This is a genomic window from Segatella copri (assembly GCF_003465495.1).
GTDB classification, from domain to species: Bacteria; Bacteroidota; Bacteroidia; order Bacteroidales; family Bacteroidaceae; genus Prevotella; species Prevotella copri_G.
Window position 1 is genome coordinate 49,195 of sequence record NZ_QSAV01000006.1, and the last position, 16,528, is coordinate 65,722.

10 protein-coding genes are annotated in these 16,528 nt (G+C 47.8%); 2 read left to right on the forward strand and 8 right to left on the reverse strand.

Annotated features, from left to right (window positions below; translation table 11 throughout):
- Positions 1-60 precede the first annotated feature (60 nt).
- Entirely contained in the window at positions 61-2,739 is a 2,679-nt protein-coding gene (locus DWV53_RS02815) for an ATP-dependent Clp protease ATP-binding subunit (protein WP_118151529.1), read from the reverse strand.
- A gap of 285 nt (positions 2,740-3,024) precedes the next feature.
- Here DWV53_RS02815 and gyrA point away from each other — a divergent pair, with 285 nt between their 5' ends.
- Positions 3,025-5,661, forward strand: a complete 2,637-nt coding sequence (gyrA, locus tag DWV53_RS02820) for a DNA gyrase subunit A (RefSeq protein ID WP_118151531.1) — start codon at positions 3,025-3,027, stop codon at positions 5,659-5,661.
- Positions 5,662-5,715: 54 nt separating this feature from the next.
- The gene (locus tag DWV53_RS02825) at positions 5,716-6,924 is read left to right on the forward strand and encodes a hypothetical protein (RefSeq protein ID WP_118151533.1); all 1,209 of its coding nucleotides are present in this window, start codon (positions 5,716-5,718) and stop codon (positions 6,922-6,924) included.
- 488 nt (positions 6,925-7,412) lie between these two features.
- Here DWV53_RS02825 and rpiB read toward each other — a convergent pair whose 3' ends face one another.
- The 7 genes from rpiB to DWV53_RS02865 form a co-directional block, all read right to left on the reverse strand.
- Positions 7,413-7,856 carry a ribose 5-phosphate isomerase B gene (rpiB, locus tag DWV53_RS02835; RefSeq protein WP_006846783.1) on the reverse strand — a complete coding sequence of 148 codons (444 nt, stop codon included), beginning with the start codon at positions 7,854-7,856 and terminating at the stop codon, positions 7,413-7,415.
- 156 nt (positions 7,857-8,012) lie between these two features.
- On the reverse strand, positions 8,013-10,034 hold the full coding sequence (locus DWV53_RS02840) for a transketolase family protein (RefSeq protein ID WP_118151535.1): 2,022 nt from the start codon (positions 10,032-10,034) through the stop codon (positions 8,013-8,015).
- 106 nt (positions 10,035-10,140) lie between these two features.
- Positions 10,141-11,715: an alpha-N-arabinofuranosidase gene (locus tag DWV53_RS02845; RefSeq protein WP_006846781.1), complete on the reverse strand. Its 1,575-nt coding sequence runs from the start codon at positions 11,713-11,715 to the stop codon at positions 10,141-10,143.
- 79 nt (positions 11,716-11,794) lie between these two features.
- Positions 11,795-13,387 (reverse strand): xylulokinase, encoded by a 1,593-nt coding sequence (locus DWV53_RS02850; RefSeq protein WP_118151537.1) that lies wholly within the window; start codon positions 13,385-13,387, stop codon positions 11,795-11,797.
- A gap of 81 nt (positions 13,388-13,468) precedes the next feature.
- The gene (gene araA / locus DWV53_RS02855) at positions 13,469-15,010 is read right to left on the reverse strand and encodes an L-arabinose isomerase (RefSeq protein ID WP_117693122.1); all 1,542 of its coding nucleotides are present in this window, start codon (positions 15,008-15,010) and stop codon (positions 13,469-13,471) included.
- Between the two features lie 66 nt (positions 15,011-15,076).
- Positions 15,077-15,775, reverse strand: a complete 699-nt coding sequence (locus DWV53_RS02860; RefSeq protein WP_006846778.1) for an L-ribulose-5-phosphate 4-epimerase — start codon at positions 15,773-15,775, stop codon at positions 15,077-15,079.
- Between the two features lie 27 nt (positions 15,776-15,802).
- Positions 15,803-16,483 carry an NUDIX hydrolase gene (locus tag DWV53_RS02865; RefSeq protein WP_040552774.1) on the reverse strand — a complete coding sequence of 227 codons (681 nt, stop codon included), beginning with the start codon at positions 16,481-16,483 and terminating at the stop codon, positions 15,803-15,805.
- Positions 16,484-16,528: the final 45 nt, after the last annotated feature.

Below are 16,528 nucleotides of genomic sequence, written 5' to 3' on the forward strand. Positions count from 1 at the left end.
TTGCTATACCGGGTTCATAATAAAAGAGGGACTATCGCCAGTGGATAGTCCCTCTTCAGATTATAGTTTCTTGAATGTCAATTCTTCTTTTTTCGAATTTTTGCCTACCGAGATGGTATCGCCTGGCTTCATTGTGCCATCGAGTAACATCTCGCAAACGGAATCTTCGATGTAGGTCTGGATGGCGCGGCGGAGTGGGCGGGCACCAAACTGTACATCGTATCCCTTCTTGGCTACCATCTCCTTTGCCTTTTCGGTAATCTGGAAATGGAATCCCAAGTCTTCTATTCTCTTGACCAGTCCTTCCAGGTCGAGGTCGATGATGCGCTTGATGGCATTGAGATCCAGCTGGTCGAAGGTGATGATGTCATCGAGACGGTTCAGGAACTCTGGAGCAAACTGCTTACTCAGACTCTTCTGGACGATACTGCGGGCATACTCCTTGTCTTTCTCATCCATCGCCAATCCGCCTTTTATACCTGCAGAAGTAAAGCCGACGCCTCTGCCGAAATCTTTCAGCTGGCGGGTTCCTGCATTAGAGGTCATGATGATGATGGTGTTGCGGAAGTCGATAAGTCGGCCGTTGCCATCGGTAAGTCTGCCTTCGTCGAGTACCTGTAAGAGCAGGTTGAATACCTTGCTGTTGGCTTTCTCTATTTCGTCGAGCAATACGATGCTGTATGGTTTGCGGCGTACCTTTTCGGTCAGCTGTCCACCTTCGTTATAGCCTACGTATCCTGGAGGCGCACCTACCAGACGTGAGGCGTTGAAACTCTCGGAGAATTCGCTCATGTCTATTCTTATGAGTGAATCTTTCGACCCAAACATTTCCTCGGCAAGTTTCTGGGCAAGATAGGTCTTACCTACACCTGTAGGACCCAGGAACATGAATACGCCAATAGGATGGTTAGGGTCGCGCAAGCCTACATGGTTCCTCAGAATGGTCTTTACCATCTTGTTGATGGCATTATCCTGAGCAATCACCTTGTGCTTCAGGTTGTGTTCCAGCTCTTTCAGACGTTTGCTTTCACCCTCTGCCATGCGTTGGGCCGGTACGCCGGTCATCATGCTGATAACGTTGGCAATGTCTTCGGCTGTCACCTCAACATATTCGCCAATCTCTCCCTGCTGCCATTGCGCCTTCATGTCCTCAATCTCTTTCTCGATCTTGGTCTGGGCATCTCTGCATGAGGCTGCCATCTCGAAGTTCTGGTTTGCTACAGCCTGCTGCTTCTTGCTGATTATCTTTTTCAGTTCTTTTTCCAGCTTGATATATGGAGCTGGAACACTTGCATTATTAATATGTACGCGCGAGCCGACTTCATCTATCACGTCGATAGCCTTGTCTGGGAAGTGGCGGTCGGTGATATAGCGCTCTGTCAGTTTGACACATGTCTCGAGAGCCTCGTCTGTATATCTCACACAGTGATGCTTCTCGTAATGTTCCTTGATGTTGTGCAGTATCAGCAGGGTCTCTTCGCGTGTAGTCGGTTCAACGATAACCTTCTGGAAACGGCGCTCCAAGGCTCCGTCCTTCTCAATGCTCTTGCGATACTCATCGAGCGTGGTGGCACCGATACACTGGATGATACCTCTTGCCAGGGCTGGTTTCAGAATATTGGCGGCATCCATGCTTCCTTCGCCGGAACCGGCGCCTATCATGGTGTGAATCTCATCTATGAAGATGATGATCTCCGGATGGTCCTCCAGTTCCTTGATGACATTCTTGATGCGCTCTTCAAACTGTCCGCGGAATTTGGTTCCTGCAACGATGGCAGTGAGGTCGAGACTAACCAGACGCTTGTTGAAGAACATAGGTGATGTTTCCTGATTGTTGATGAGCTGTGCCAGTCCTTCTACGATGGCACTCTTTCCTACGCCCGGTTCACCTATTAATACTGGATTGTTCTTCTTTCTGCGACCCAGAATCTCAAGCACGCGCTGAATCTCCTTCTCTCTGCCAACGACAGGGTCCAGCTTTCCTTCGGCTGCAGCCTTGGTCAGGTCGAAACTGAATTTGTCGATGGTAGGGGTGCTGCTCTTTTTGCGTGGAGTTCCATTTGAACGGGTAGACAGTCTCATCGGGTTCTGGTCCTTTTCCATGTCGAATGGCTCTTCGTCAGTTTCCATCATGTCGTTCTGCTCGTTGTAGTCATCTTCTGCTTCTATTCCACCTGCCATCTCCAGATTCTCTGCTTCCTCCTGCCTGTCAGCATCAGGGGTTTCTGAATCTGGTGTTTGTGGTTCCATTTTGAAATCCTTCGACTCTTCTGTCTTCTGCTCATCATCCTTGTCAGTAGGATAGAGCATTTCGATGGCACGGTCGTAGCTTAAGCCCAGTTGACTCAGCCAGTTGGCTACAGGGTTCTTGTCATTTCTCAAGATGGCAAGCAGCAGATGTCTTGGCTCTACAATCTTGGAGTGCTCGTAGTTGTTTGCCTCGCGGATAGAGTCTCTGATAATGCTGTCTGTTATCTGGCTGAATGGGATGTGGCTGTTCTCCTTCACGTTATCGGCAGGAGTTTCTTCCACACGCTTTTCCAGTTTGCTGTTAAGGACTCCGCTGAAAGCCATCGGACTGATGTCTGCGCCCTTCAGGAGCTTGTTGACATCGCTGTCGTTCTGGCTGATCAGACTCAGCATCAGATGCTCCACGCTGATTTCTCTTCCCAAGGTGCGTGCTGCTTCTTTGCTACTTCTGTTCAGTATGTCCTGTATATGTGAGAACGGATTTATCATATTTGCTTATATTTTTAAAAAATCTCAGTGCAAAAGTACACATTATTTTCAATAATAGCAAATGATATGCCAACTTTTTTGCATTGTTAAAATACAAATAATGCTAAAATAATGCGATTTTTCGCCTCTAAAGCGTTTTAGTATCATTTTTTTTTGTATCTTTGTCGGGAATTTCAAAAGGGTAAAACGGCTTAGAACGCAAGGAAATGCCCTTAAACGCGATTTCTGGATGGAAAACAGGCGTTTTGAAAGTAACGAATAAACAATAATACATTAATATAAGAAATGGACGAAAATCAGACAATGGATCATGATAGAATCATGAAGATCAACATTGAGGAGGAGATGAAGTCGAGCTACATCGATTATTCGATGTCAGTTATCGTGGCTCGTGCCCTCCCTGATGTACGCGATGGTTTCAAGCCTGTGCACCGCCGTATTCTTTACGGTATGCTCGGCATTGGAAACACCAGTGACAAACCTTATAAGAAATGTGCGCGTGTTGTTGGTGAGGTGCTCGGTAAGTATCACCCTCATGGTGACTTTTCTGTTTACGGCGCTCTGGTGCGTATGGGACAGGAGTGGAACATGCGTTATACCTTGATTGACGGACAGGGTAACTTCGGTTCTGTTGACGGTGACTCTCCTGCTGCCATGCGTTATACAGAGTGCCGCCTCTCCAAGATGGGTGAGCATATCATGGATGACCTTGACAAGGAAACGGTTGATATGACCAACAACTTCGATGATACCTTGCAGGAGCCTACCGTGATGCCTACCAAGATTCCTAATCTTCTGGTAAATGGTGGTAATGGTATTGCCGTAGGTATGGCTACCAATATGCCTACCCACAACCTGGGTGAGGTAATTGACGGTTGCTGTGCATACATCGATAATCCTGACATTGATACAGATGGATTGATGCAGTATATCCCTGCTCCTGACTTCCCAACCGGTGCTACCATCTATGGTATACAGGGTGTGAAGGATGCATACGAAACGGGTCGAGGCAGAATCGTGGTTCGTGCCACTGCCGAGATTGAAAGTGGTGAAAACCATGACAAGATTGTTATCACCGAGATTCCTTATGGTGTTAACAAGGAGCAGCTCGTGATGGCTATTGCTGACCTTGCCAAGGAAGGCAGAGTAGATGGCATCGCTAACGTAAACGATGAGTCTGGGCGTCAGGGTATGCGTATCGTTGTTGATGTGAAGCGTGATGCCAATGCTAATGTTCTTTTGAACAAACTCTTTAAGCTGACAGCTCTTCAGAGTTCATTCTCAGTGAATTGCATCGCTCTTGTTAATGGCCGTCCACGCCTTTTGAGCTTGAAGGAGTGTGTGAAGTATTTCGTAGAGCATCGTCATGATGTTACGATCCGCCGCACCCAGTTCGAACTGAAGAAGGCTCAGGAGCGTGCTCATATTCTCGAGGGCTTGATCATTGCCTGCGACAACATCGACGAGGTGGTACATATTATCAGAGCCAGCAAGACTCCTTCTGATGCTCAGCGCAACTTGGAGAAGCGCTTCGAACTCGATGAACTTCAGAGTAAGGCCATCGTGGATATGCGCCTCAGCCAGTTGACAGGCCTGCGTCTGGAGCAGTTGCATAATGAATTCAACGAGTTGATGAAGACCATCGACTACTTGAACCAGATTCTGAACGATCCTGAGCTCTGCAAGAAGGTAATGAAGGATGAACTCAACGAGGTGAAGGAGAAGTATGGTGACGCACGTCGTACCATGATTAAGCCAGATGACCATGAGTTCAATCCAGAAGACTTCTATCCAAACGACCCAGTGGTTATCACCGTGAGTCATCTCGGATATATCAAGCGCACTCCATTGTCAGAGTTCCGTGAGCAGGCTCGTGGTGGAGTAGGTTCTAAGGGAGCCCGTACCCGTGATAAGGACTTCACCGAGTATATCTATCCTGCTACCATGCACCAGACCATGCTGTTCTTCACCAAGAAGGGCCGCTGCTACTGGTTGAAGTGTTACGAGATTCCTGAGGGCGACCGCAACTCCAAGGGCCGTGCCATCCAGAATCTCCTCAACATCGAGAGCGATGACCAGGTGAATGCATTCCTCCGCTTGAAGGGATTGAATGATGCAGAGTTCATCAACAACCATTACGTAGTCTTCGCTACCAAGAATGGTACGGTGAAGAAGACCTGTCTGGAGGCATATTCCCGTCCACGTGCCAACGGTGTGATTGCTATCAACATCGTAGAGGGCGATGAGGTGGTAGATGTTCGTCTGACAAATGGTCATAACGAGCTGATTATTGCCAACCGCAATGGTCGTGCTGTCCGTTTCGACGAGAACGAGATTCGTACAATGGGCCGTACATCTACCGGTGTTCGTGGTATGCGCCTCGATGAGGGTGATGATGCTGTAGTAGGTATGATTGTTGTCAACGATCCTGAGAAGGAAACCGTGATGGTAGTGAGCGAGCAGGGTTATGGTAAGCGTTCTGATGTACTCGATTACCGCGTTACCAAGCGTGGCGGTAAGGGTGTGAAGACCCTGAATATTACCGATAAGACCGGTCGACTGGTAGCTATCAAGAACGTAACCGATGATAACGACCTCATGATTATCAACCAGAGTGGTATCGTGATTCGTCTTGCTGTAGCTGATTGCCGTGTCATGGGCCGTGCTACCCAGGGTGTGCGCCTCATCAATCTTGCCAAGAAGAATGATGTCATTGCCAGCGTATGCAAGGTGATGAGTTCTGAGCTCGAGGCTTCTGTAGAAGAGGAGAGCCGTTCTGCCTGGGCTAAGAAGAGCGAGGAGATAGAGAATGATACCGTAGGTGCCAAGACTGCTGAAGAGGCTGCTGAGGCTGAGGCTCATCTCGCTGACGAAGCATCTGAAGCTGAGGATACCGATTCGGGCAACGTAGATTTCGAATAAAAGAAAAGACGCGTAAAAAATAAATAACAACAACTTTTAAACTCATTAAGAAAAATGAAAAAGTTTTTAGTAGCTGCAATGATGGTACTAGGTGCCACATCAGCATTCGCAGGCGACAGTGACGCTCTCAAGGCTGTCATGAAGGCTAAGTCTTATGCCGAGGCTGAGGCTTTGGTTAAGCAGAATTTGGGTCAGATGGCTAACGATGCAGAGAAGGCCAAGGCTTACAACAAGCTCGTTGATCTCGCTATGAAGCAGTTCAACGACCAGCAGAGCATCCAGCAGACCAATCAGATCATGAAGAAGAACGACCCGGTTGACGAGGCTGCTATGTCTGAGGGCGCATACAATGCATTGATCAATGCTATTGAGTGCTACAAGTACGACCAGCTTCCTAACGCTAAGGGTAAGGTTGCTCCTAAGTTTAACAACAACGCTAGCCGTGTATGGGGTGCTCGTGTTCAGCTCGTTAATGCGGGTCAGACTGCAGCTCAGAATAATAAGGCTGATGAGGTATTGAAGTATTGGGGTGCATTCCTCGATACAGACAATGAGCCTCTCTTCGCTTCTGTAGACCAGAAGCAGAAGGATAGCGAGAAGGACTATATCGGTCAGGTAGCTCTCTTTGCAGCCCGTTATGCATACCAGGCTAAGGATGCTGCCCGTTGCGAGAAGTATTGCGACATCGCCATGAAGAGTGAGAAGGAGGCTAAGGATGCCCTCAACCTCAAGCTCTATGTAATGAAGGACGGCTTGAAGACTCACGAGGATTCTCTCGCCTACGTTAACAAACTCAAGGGTATCTTTGCTCAGGACGAGACCAATGAGGTTGTTCTCGATGGTTTGAACTCTATGTACTCTTCATTGAAGATGGAGAAGGAGCAGACTGAACTTTTGGACGCAGCTATTGCAAAGAACCCTAACAACTTCGTAGCTCTTGCCAACAAGGGTATGATGTATATCCAGAAGAACGATGCTGACAACGCTATCAAGTGTTTGAAGCAGGCTCTTGCTGCAAAGGAGGATAACGTAGTTGTTCTTACTTATCTGGGTGCATGCTACAACAGCAAGGCTGGTAACTTGCAGGATCCTAACGGCCGCAAGGTTGTTTACCAGGAGGCTATTAAGGTTCTCGATAAGGCTAAGCAGCTCGATCCAGAGAAGGCTCAGGCTAACTGGGGTTACACCCGTTACCAGGCTTACTATGGTTACTATGGTCCTAATGCACCTGAGACCAAGAAGGCTGAGGAAGAGAGCAAGTAAAGATTGAACTTCAAATAAGTATTTGATTCTCATAGGGGGATGTCACCTGGTGTGGCATCCCTTTTTTTATTTCTTTGAGGTAGGGTTGTTCCGGTAAGATAACAAATAGGACTGTGTTTTTTGTGGCAAAATGATTGATAAAAACATCAGCGAGTAATGTTGGTTTGCTGTAGGCGCCCATCAGCTGGTCTACGCATGCACAACAGGTGTTGTGCGAGCGCATATCAGCTGTTATGCAAGCGCACAACAGCTGTTGTGCGGCCTACGGAGTTAACTTCTCCGATAACCTATACTATCTTTTCCGACAACTTCATCTGTCTTTTCCGACAACTTCTTCCGTATTCTGCGATTGTATCTTACGCTTGTGTGCATTTATTGAAGTTGTTCATGTGTCGTAAAAATCTTCTTGGTATGTCCGTCTTCCATAAAAATAGGCTGAGCCATCATGCGATGACTCAGCCTTAATTCTTTTTAATCCATTCAGAACTTTACTGCTGAACAGGAATCTTCTTGACGCGACGCTCGTGACGGCCACCCTCGAATGTTGTGGCAAAGAACTCGTCGAGAATAGCCTCGGCGGTCTTGTTGTCTACGAAACGACCTGGAAGTACCAATACGTTGGCATCGTTGTGCTGACGAACCAAATGAGCAATCTCCTTGCACCATGCCAATCCGGCACGTACACCCTGATGCTTATTCAATGTCATGGCGATACCTTCGCCGCTGCCGCAAATGCCGATACCTGGATATACTTCACCGCTCTCAATGCCTTTAGCAAGAGCATGACCGAAGTCAGGATAGTCTACACTCGCATCGCTGTATGTACCATAATCCTTTACAGGATAACCCTTCTTTTCCAAATATTCCAAAACGAATTGCTTCAATGGAAAACCTGCGTGATCGCATGCAATACCAACTGTCTTTACTTCCATAATACTTAAGTTTTTAAGTGAAGAAACCGGTGTAAACCCTTATCCTTCACAAGGTTAATGTTAAAAGAGTGAAAGGAGTCGGATGCCAGAAATGGAAATCTGCCATCCGGCAAGATCTCCAACTCCAGCTTCCAACTCCTGTTTAGTTTATGCTAATTAAGCCTCTGCCAAGAAAGCCTTTACCTGCTTGTAAACGTTCTCGCCTGTGTAACCGAGCTTCTCATCAAGTACCTTGTAAGGAGCTGAGAAACCGAAGCTCTCCATACCCCAAACCTTACCATTAGCGCCTACGAGACCCTGGAGTGTTACAGGAAGACCGGCAGTCATACCGAAGATCTTAGCGTTCTTTGGCAATACGCTCTCCTGATACTCCTTGCTCTGACCACGGAACAAGCCCTCTGATGGAGCACTTACTACGCGAACCTTGATGCCGTCGGCACGCAAAGCCTCGCAACCAGCCTCCAATGTAGAAACCTCAGAACCGCTAGCTACCAAGATAACGTCTGGATTCTCGTCGCTGCCTGCTACGATGTAAGCACCCTTGGCAGCCTGCTCGTAGTCTGTACCCTCTGGCAACTTAGCGATGCCCTGGCGAGAGAAGATCAAAGCTGTAGGAGTCTCTACATTCTCCATAGCGAGCTTCCAGCAAACTGTAGTCTCGTCAGCATCAGCTGGACGGAATACGCGAACGCTGTCCTTACCTGCGTGGTTCTTCAACTTCTCCATGAGGCGAATCTGTGCCTCCTGCTCAACTGGCTCGTGAGTAGGTCCATCCTCACCAACGCGGAATGCATCGTGAGTCCAGATAAACTTAACAGGAACCTGCATCAGGGCTGCGAGACGTACAGCTGGCTTCATATAATCAGAGAATACGAAGAATGTACCCATTGCTGCAACCACACCACCGTGGAGCATCATACCGATACACATATCAGCCATAGTCAACTCTGCAACACCAGCCTGGAAGAAAGCACCAGAGAAGTCACCGCGAACGATGCTCTTGGTCTTCTTCAAGAAACCGTCTGTCTTATCAGAGTTAGAAAGGTCAGCAGAAGCACAGATCATGTTAGGAACCTGCTCTGCCAAAACACCGAGACAAGCAGCAGATGCTGCACGTGTAGCTGAACCAGCCTTCTGCTCAACCTTGCTCCAGTCTACCTTAGGAGCCTTGCCGCTGAACCACTCATCCATCTGGGCAGCCTTCTCTGGGTTAGCCTTGCGCCACTCAGCCTCTGCAGCCTTGCGCTCAGCTACGATCTTCTTCAACTCCTCAGCACGCTTAGCGTAGATTTCCTTTACATCGTCGAAGATAACGAATGCATTCTCAGGATCACCACCGAGGTGCTTGATAGTATTAACGTAAGCGTCGCCACCGAGAGGAGCACCGTGAGTATTGATGCAAGCCTCGTAGCTTGTTCCGTCTGCGCGGAGAGCACCCTTACCCATTACGGTCTTACCGATGATGAGGGTAGGGCGGTCCTGCTCCTTCTGGGCAGCATCGAGCGCCTCACGAATCTGAGCTACGTCGTTACCGTTGATCTTGATGACATTCCAGCCCCAAGCCTTGTACTTCATCTCAGTATCCTCGTTCATTACAACGCCACACTCTGTAGAGAGCTGGATGTCGTTAGAATCGTAGAACATGATGAGGTTGTTCAGACCGAGGTTACCGGCGATACGACCAACACCCTGAGAAATCTCTTCCTCTACAGCACCATCAGAGATGTATGCGTAGATCTTGTGCTGCATCATGGTTGAACCCAGACGAGCCTCGAGGAACTTCTCTGCAACAGCTGCACCAGCTGCGAGGGCATGACCCTGACCGAGAGGACCAGATGAGTTCTCGATACCACGCTGAAGGTCGAGCTCTGGGTGACCAGGAGTTACAGAACCCCACTGGCGGAACTGCTTGAGGTCTTCCATAGAGAAGAAACCGCGCATAGCCAAACCAGCATAGAGCATAGGGCTCATGTGACCTGGGTCGAGGAAGAAGCGGTCACGACCTGTCCATGTTGGATCAGATGGATCATAAACCAGGTACTCAGAGAAGAGCACGTTGATGAAGTCAGAACCACCCATAGCACCACCTGGGTGACCGGAATTTGCCTTTTCTACCATTGAAGCAGCCAAGATACGGATGTTATCAGCTGCATGATTCATTACTTTAATGTCGTTCATAATTTTATATTTATTATTGTTGTTATTTCTGCTGAAATATTCTTGTTTTTCTAGCTCTGAAGGCTACTCAAAAGAAGGATACTTCCTTTTTTCGCCTTCAAAGATACTATTTTATTTTCAAAACTACGATAGATTTTGCTGGAATTTTTACCTTAAGGGTGTTTTTCTTTACTTTTGCATCCTTAAAAACTGCAGGCTTCACTACATCCGGGTGTGCAAAGTCGTTGTAATCGCTCACCTTGTTGCAGGAAAGAATCTGTCCTGTTACAGTTTTTGGAGCAGCTGCACCATCCAGATTAAACTCTACCTGCTGAGCCTTGTCAAGACTGACATTGGCAAGAGCAACCACAATGGTTCCATCTGCCTTCTTGGCTGCTGAAGTAGATACCAATGGAATCTTTCTTCCATCTCTTGCGTGATCATCGCCGCGAACATCCATAGAGTCGCACTTTACATCCATTGGGAGATAGGTTGCCTCCTGGAAGTCCTTGTACATGTTGAATACATGATAGGTTGGAGTCAGAACCATGTGACCTGTTCCCTTTGTATCTGTCAGGATCATTGACTGGAGTACGTTGACAATCTGTGCGATATTGGTCATCTTCACACGCTCTGTATGGCGGTGGAATACATTCAGCGAGAGTGCAGCAACGAAGGCATCGCGCATACAGTTCTGCTGATAGAGGTGGCCCTTGATAGTGCCAGGCTCCTCATCCCACCAGGTTCCCCATTCGTCAACGAGGAGGGCTACCTGCTTCTTTGGATCAGCCTTGTCCATGATAGCCTCGTGCTTCTTGATGACATCTTCTATGCCGAGCGCCTTGCCCATGGTCCAGTAGTAATCCTCATTGTTGAACTTGGTGGCAGAACCCTTGCTGCCTGTCCAGCCTGTTACTGTATAATAATGTAGAGAGATGGCGTTGGCACGGTTGCCGATACGGTCCATCAATACCTTAGTCCAGTTATAATCGTAATCGCTCGCTCCAGATGCAATCTTATAGAGCTGGTTCCCGTCATAGTTGCGGCAATAAACAGAGTAGCGGCGGAAGAGATCTGAATAATACTCAGGACGCATGTTGCCACCGCAGCCCCAACTTTCGTTACCAACACCGAGGTATTTTACCTTCCAAGCCTTGTCGCGGCCGTTCTGTCGGCGGAGTTTTGCCATAGGAGTATCTCCATCGCTTGTCATATATTCCACCCACTTTGCCAATTCCTCAACAGTGCCGGAACCCACGTTGCCGCTGATGTAAGGCTCGCAACCCAACATCTCGCAGAGATTCAGAAACTCGTGTGTACCGAAAGAGTTGTCCTCAATGGTTCCACCCCAGTTGTTGTTCTGCATCTTTGGTCGCTTCTCACGTGGACCGATACCATCCATCCAGTGATACTCGTCAGCGAAGCATCCTCCAGGCCATCTTAATACAGGCACTTTCAGGTCCTTGAGGGCTTGGAGCACGTCGTTGCGGTAACCCTGAGTGTTAGGAATCTTAGAATCAGGACCTACCCAAAGACCACCATAGATGCAACTTCCGAGATGCTCGGCAAACTGGCCGTAAATCTCTTTATTGATTTTCTGTGTTCCCTGGTTGGCATGGATTGTTCCTGTTACATCCTGAGCTTGTGCGGAGAATGCAACTGCTGTTGAAAGCAATGTGGTAGCGAATAGTTTCTTCATCATTGTTCTTATTAATTGTTGTCGATTTTAAGTATAATACGTTTGTGGAGGAGGAATCCCCACAAACGTATTTATCGTTTATTTACTTTTTGTTCTCAACTGCTGCCTTTTCGATGGCAAGACCAGCCTTGTAGGTTTCAATATATTTATCAAAACCGGCTACATCTTCGGCAGTAGGTGCAATCTCTACACCAGTATTGCCTGCAAATACCTTCTTGTCGAGATAATCTGCCAGACTCAACTTCTCTTCGTTGTTAACGAGATAACCTGCGAGCAGGGCGATACCCCATGCACCACCTTCGCCTGCTGTCTCCATGACAGAGATAGGGGAGTTAATGGCTGCAGCGAGGATGCGCTGACCTACACCCTTGGTCTTAAACAAACCGCCATGACCTGTGATGCGATCTACCTGTACCTTCTCGTCCTTGAACAATACATCGTTACCAATCTTCAATACAGCTACTGAAGCATAGAGGTTGGCACGCATGAAGTTGGCAAGATTGAAGTGGTCGTTGGCAGAACGTACGAACATAGGGCGACCTTCTGCAAGACCTGTTACAGGCTCACCAGAGATATAGTTGTAAGCAATCAATCCACCGCAATCAGCATCGCCTTCAAGAGCGTGGTTGTAGAGCTTGCCGAATACCTCGTTCATATCTACTGGAACACCGAGCAACTCCTGATATTGCTTGAACAAACCTACCCATGCATTGAGGTCGGAAGTACAGTTGTTGCAGTGAACCATGGCTACAGGGCTGCCGTCTGGAGTAGTCACCATATCAATGACTTCGTAAGGTTGGCTCAAGGCTTTCTCCAATACAATCATAGAGAAAGAAGATGTACCTGCACTGACGTTACCTGTGCGCTGACGGACAGCGTTGGTAGCTACCATACCAGTACCTGCATCACCTTCTGGAGGACAGAGTGGGGTGCCTGCCTGGAGTGTGCCTGATGGGTCGAGCTTCTTTGCACCTTCCTCGGTCAATACGCCAGCATCTTCGCCTGCGTTCAGCACCTCAGGGAGAATGTCGAGAATCTTCCAGCCCAGGTTCTTAGGCTCGATGAGCTTATCGAACTTAGCTACCATCTCTGCATCGTAGTTGTTGGTGTTAGAGTCGATAGGGAGCATACCTGATGCATCGCCTACGCCCAAAACCTTCTTGCCTGTGAGCTGCCAGTGGATATAACCGGCGAGAGTGGTAAGGAAGTCAATCTTGTTGATGTGGTCCTCACCATTCAGGATAGCCTGATATACGTGAGAGATACTCCAACGCAATGGGATGTTGAAGTGGAAGAGCTCTGAAAGTTCAGCTGCAGCCATGGCTGTATTGGTGTTACGCCATGTGCGGAAAGGAACGAGAATGTTCTCATCCTTACCGAAAGCCATGTAGCCGTGCATCATCGCAGAAATACCGATGGCAGCCAACTGCTTGATTTCGCAGTCGTACTCAGCCTTCACGTTCTTGCGGAGGTCGGCATAACAATCCTGCAAACCTTTCCAGATTGTGTCGATGCTGTAAGTCCAGAGACCATCAACCAACTGGTTTTCCCACTCAAAGCTACCCTGTGCGATAGGGTTGTTGTCGGTGTCGATCAAGACAGCCTTGATTCGGGTAGAGCCAAACTCGATACCGAGAATGGCCTTACCTGATTCTATAATAGTTTTTGCGCTCATTATTGATTCTTTCTTTAATGTAAGGAACAAAGAGAAAAGCAATGGAATTCTTCACTCTTCGTTCTTCACTCTTCACTTAAATTATCTCAACGCCTTGTTGAGCATGTAGTAAATCTCGTTGTTGCGGAGCTGCTGCTTGAAGCTGCTGATTGTTGTGTTCTTGTCGATGTTGACGAACTCAATACCGAGAATCTCGCAGAAGTCTTCCCAGTACTCAGCAGTGATATCGTAAGAGAATGCACTGTGGTGAGTACCACCAGCGAGGATCCAAGCACCTGCACCAATCTCGAAGGTTGGCTGTGGAACCCAGAGAGCTGAAGCTACAGGGAGCTTAGGCATTGCCTTTGGCTCGATGCACTCTACCTCACTTGCGATGAGACGGAAACGGTTGCCGAGGTCAACTACAGTTGCCTTAACACCCTTACCTGTCTTAGATGTGAATACCAAACGGGCAGTCTGCTGCTTGCGGATACCGATGCCGAGGAAATGAACCTCGAGCTTTGGCTTGTCTGTTGCAATCAATGGGCAAACCTCGAGCATGTGGCTCTGGAGGCTAGATGTGCGGTCGGCAGCGAAGTTGAGTGTGTAGTCCTCGAGGAATGAGCAACCCTTCTCCAAGCCCTGGTTCATTACCCAGAGTGTGCGGTAGAGGCAAGCTGTCTTCCAGTCACCCTCAGCACCGAAACCATAACCCTCTGCCATCAGGCGCTGTGAAGCCAAACCAGGAATCTGGTCGAAACCGCAGAAGTTTGGATCGTCGATGTCAGCATCGCCGAGGTCATCGAAGTTGGTTGTGAATGCTACTGCGTTCTCATCCTTCAATACACGACGGAGAGCGATCTCAGCCTTAGCTGCGTTCTTCACCTTCTCCCAATATACTTCCTCGCCAGACTCATCAATCTTGATGGTGTACTCCTTCTTGTATTCCTCAACGAGAGCATCAGCTTCTGCATCAGTTACCTTCTTGTAGTACTCCATGAGTGAAGATACTGGGTAGTAATCTACATGGTAACCCAAGCGCTGCTCGAACTCTACACGGTCGCCATCTGTTACGGCAACGTTGTTCATGTTCATACCGAACATCAAGCAGCGTACGTTGTGAGCATCAGCAACACCAGCAGCTACGCGAGCCCATGTTGCAATCTGCTTCTGAGCCTCTTCGCTCTTCCAGTAACCTACAACTACCTTTCTAGGGATGCGCATACGGGTGCAGATGTGACCGAACTCGATGTCGCCGTGAGCTGACTGGTTGAGGTTCATGAAATCCATATCGATAGAATCCCAAGGGAGTTCTGCATTGTACTGAGTGTGGAAGTGGAGGAGAGGCTTCTCGAGAGCCTGCAAGCCCTTGATCCACATCTTAGCTGGAGAGAAGGTGTGCATCCATGTGATGATACCTACGCACTTCTCATCGTTGTTGGCAGCCTTCATGACAGCCTCTACTTCTGCAGAAGAGTTAGCTGTGCCCTTGTAAACTACCTTGATTGGGATGATGCCACTGTTGTTCAGACCATCTACCATGTCCTTTGAGTGACCATCAACTATCTTAACTGTTTCGCCTCCGTAAAGAAGCTGTGCACCAGTTACAAACCATACCTCTAAATTTTCAAATGCTTTAATCATGATTGTTTGTTGTATTAATTGTTATTGTTAATGTGATTCAATATCTTTATTTGAAACACCCTTTAATTAGTGCTTTTTCTGTCCGTAGTAAGCGTTAGGACCGTGCTTGCGGTTGAAGTGCTTCTCTACGAGCAATGGGTTCATGGTGGTGTTTGGATTCACAGAGAATGAGATGAAAGCCATCTTGGCTACCTGTTCAGCTACTACTGCGTGATAAACAGCCTGGTCAGCATCCTTACCCCATGTAAAAGGACCATGGTTCTTAACCAATACGCCAGGAGTATGAACTGGGTTGATGTTATCTTTCTTGAAACGGTCAACGATGACAACACCTGTGTTGTGCTCATATTCTGCCATCATATCCTCTGTCATCGCATCAGTGCAAGGGATGCAATCGTGGAAGTAATCAGCATGAGTTGTACCAATGTTAGGGATGTCCAAGCCAGCTTGCGCCCAAGCGGTAGCATAAGTAGAGTGAGTATGAACTACGCCACCCAACTCTGGGAATGCGCGGTAGAGAACCAAGTGGGTTGGTGTATCAGATGAAGGGTTCAGATCGCCTTCTACTACCTTACCTGTTTCCAAGTCTACCACTACCATATCGCTAGCCTTCATGGTGTCATAATCGACGCCTGATGGTTTGATGACAACCAGACCTTTCTCGCGGTCGATGCCACTCACATTACCCCATGTAAAGAGCACGAGGTTGTGCTTAACGAGATCAAGGTTTGCCTTGAACACTTTTTCTTTTAATTCTTCTAACATAATATCTTTTGTTTTAAGTTATTTATTCTATTTCAAGTTGAACGATGGGTCTTCCTCGTATGCTTTCTTGTTGAAGCGGTAGAGGGCGGCGCCTCGTTTCGAGTTGACTTTATCGATGAGTTCTGTTTTCTCGATGAAGTCGATATCCTTCACGCGTTTGCGGAAGTTGCGCTTATCAATCTCTTCGCCTATTACTGCCTCGAATACATGCTGAAGCTGTGTCAGCGTAAAGAGGTCTGGGAGGAGTTTGAAGCTTAATGGCTCATGATTGATGCGGCGGCGTATCTGTGCGATAGCGTTGCGGATCATGAGTTTGTGGTCTGAGTAAAGTTCTGGAAGTTCGTTCAGACTAACCCATTCCAATCCGTGTTCTACACGGAGGCTGTCATCATAGTCTTTCACATTGATGAGAGTGCAATAGGCGATAGAGATAACTCGCTCACCTGGGTCACGGTCGATGCGGCCGAAAGCTCCTACTTGTCTTATATAGAGGTTTTTCATTCCAGTAAGTTCCAGGATGACTCTGTTAGCTGCATCTTCGAGATTTTCTGTTGCGCCAACGAAACCACCATAGAGTGACCATTCGCCTCTTCCCGGGTCCATCTTGCGTTTGCCTATCAGTACCTGGAGGTTGCTACCGTCGAAACCGAAAATGATACAATCGACGGATACTAATACTTTGGAGTATTCATTATAAAACTGGGTCATGGTCTTTCTACTGTTTTGATGTAATGATTCAATGTATGTATAGTT

Excerpts from the sequence above, each read along its gene's own strand:
- DWV53_RS02860 (WP_006846778.1), bottom strand. The coding sequence starts at position 15,775 with ATGTTAGAAGAATTAAAAGAAAAAGTGTTCAAGGCAAACCTTGATCTC.
- DWV53_RS02840 (WP_118151535.1), bottom strand. The coding sequence starts at position 10,034 with ATGAACGACATTAAAGTAATGAATCATGCAGCTGATAACATCCGTATC.
- DWV53_RS02850 (WP_118151537.1), bottom strand. The coding sequence starts at position 13,387 with ATGAGCGCAAAAACTATTATAGAATCAGGTAAGGCCATTCTCGGTATC.
- DWV53_RS02865 (WP_040552774.1), bottom strand. The coding sequence starts at position 16,483 with ATGACCCAGTTTTATAATGAATACTCCAAAGTATTAGTATCCGTCGAT.
- DWV53_RS02815 (WP_118151529.1), bottom strand. The coding sequence starts at position 2,739 with ATGATAAATCCGTTCTCACATATACAGGACATACTGAACAGAAGTAGC.
- rpiB (WP_006846783.1), bottom strand. The coding sequence starts at position 7,856 with ATGGAAGTAAAGACAGTTGGTATTGCATGCGATCACGCAGGTTTTCCA.
- araA (WP_117693122.1), bottom strand. The coding sequence starts at position 15,010 with ATGATTAAAGCATTTGAAAATTTAGAGGTATGGTTTGTAACTGGTGCA.
- gyrA (WP_118151531.1), top strand. The coding sequence starts at position 3,025 with ATGGACGAAAATCAGACAATGGATCATGATAGAATCATGAAGATCAAC.
- DWV53_RS02845 (WP_006846781.1), bottom strand. The coding sequence starts at position 11,715 with ATGATGAAGAAACTATTCGCTACCACATTGCTTTCAACAGCAGTTGCA.
- DWV53_RS02825 (WP_118151533.1), top strand. The coding sequence starts at position 5,716 with ATGAAAAAGTTTTTAGTAGCTGCAATGATGGTACTAGGTGCCACATCA.